Source organism: Mucilaginibacter sp. P2_A5 (assembly GCF_056404995.1).
Map to the genome: position 1 here is coordinate 1 of NZ_JBFUCY010000077.1, position 1,334 is coordinate 1,334.

The window sequence follows — 1,334 nt, forward strand, 5'->3', positions numbered from 1 at the left end:
CTGACTTGTCCTGATCTGGGTTTACACAATCAAGACAAAAAAATGGACAAATTACCGGAGAAAGAGCAAGTAGTAATAGAATACTTGGCAGGTGGGACGACAATGCGTAAATTGGCAAGGAAAAGTGGATATAGCCGTGCGGCAATATCAAGATGGGTTATAGCGGAAAGGAAAGAGATGGGTAAACGGGCTATGTTAGAAGTATCAAAAGCCACGAAAGGAAAAGATGAGATGCCAACAGAGGTTAAAGAACTTCAGGAAGCTTTACGGATGGCCCGTCTTCATATCTGTTTGTTAGAGGCCACAATAGATATTTCAGATGAACAATTTGGCACGAACATCAGAAAAAAAGCTGGCACCAGGCCGTCATGAAAGTAGAACAAAGCCAGGGAGGAAGTTTAACCCGGCTATGTTTACTGTCTGGTTATACCCGTCAGGCTTATTATAAACGCCGTCTTTCAGAAGAAGAAGAACCATTACAAGAAGAACTGATCATTCAAAAACTGATAGACTATCGGGAGATACAACCTCGTATAGGCGGCCGAAAGTTATTTTTTCTGATTGGTCCTTTTATGAAGCAGCATGCTATAAATATGGGCAGGGATGCTTTTTTCAGGATGCTTGGCAAATATGGTATGTTGAACAAAAGGCACCGGGGCAAGCCCCGGACAACTGATTCCAATCATTGGATGAAGAAACATCCCAATCTGATTAAAGAATTTGTGCCTGCGAAGGCAGATCAACTGTGGGTGAGTGATATAACGTACCTGGAGCTATGTGACAGAGATGCCTTTCTGAGTTTAGTAACGGACGCGTACAGCCGGAAGATCATTGGTTTTCATGTCAGTAACAGCCTCAAAGCTGATGGCTGTGTTCAGGCGCTGCAAATGGCTGTAGGAGGCAGAAAAAAGATTGAGGGGCTTATTCATCATTCAGATCGTGGATCACAATACTGCTGCGGAGATTATGTGGATATCCTTAAAGAATGTGAGATCAATATCAGCATGACCCAAAGTGGTAACCCGAGAGATAACGCTATCGCTGAACGTGTAAACGGCATCTTAAAGATGGAATTACTAAAGCCTGTATTTACAGACCTGGATGCTGCAAGAAATGAGGTAACAAAGGCTATAAACATTTACAACTATCTAAGGCCACATAGTAGTATATCAATGCTTACACCAGCATTGGCTCATAGTATGATAATAAAACTTGTGCGAAACTGGAAGACTTATTTTCCGACAAGATCGGCAAAAGAGGTCATGGCTGATTAGTTGTCCACAAAAACGTTATCGTTTTTAAAAAGAAAAAAAGAAGCAAAAAAAGAAAAACGT

Annotated in this window: 2 protein-coding genes; both read left to right on the forward strand. The window is 41.5% G+C overall.

The annotated features are described in order from the left end of the window. Nucleotides 1-372, forward strand: a 372-nt coding sequence (locus tag AC1DXF_RS29405) for a transposase (protein ID WP_477452243.1), incomplete at its 5' end; no start/stop codon positions are given. Continuing rightward, nucleotides 369-1,274, forward strand: a complete 906-nt coding sequence (locus tag AC1DXF_RS29410) for an IS3 family transposase (RefSeq protein WP_477452244.1) — start codon at nucleotides 369-371, stop codon at nucleotides 1,272-1,274. The genes AC1DXF_RS29405 and AC1DXF_RS29410, both read left to right, overlap by 4 nt. The last annotated feature ends 60 nt before the right edge of the window (nucleotides 1,275-1,334 follow it).

Coding starts and splice junctions, on each gene's coding strand:
- AC1DXF_RS29410 (WP_477452244.1), top strand. CDS start 369: ATGAAAGTAGAACAAAGCCAGGGAGGAAGTTTAACCCGGCTATGTTTA.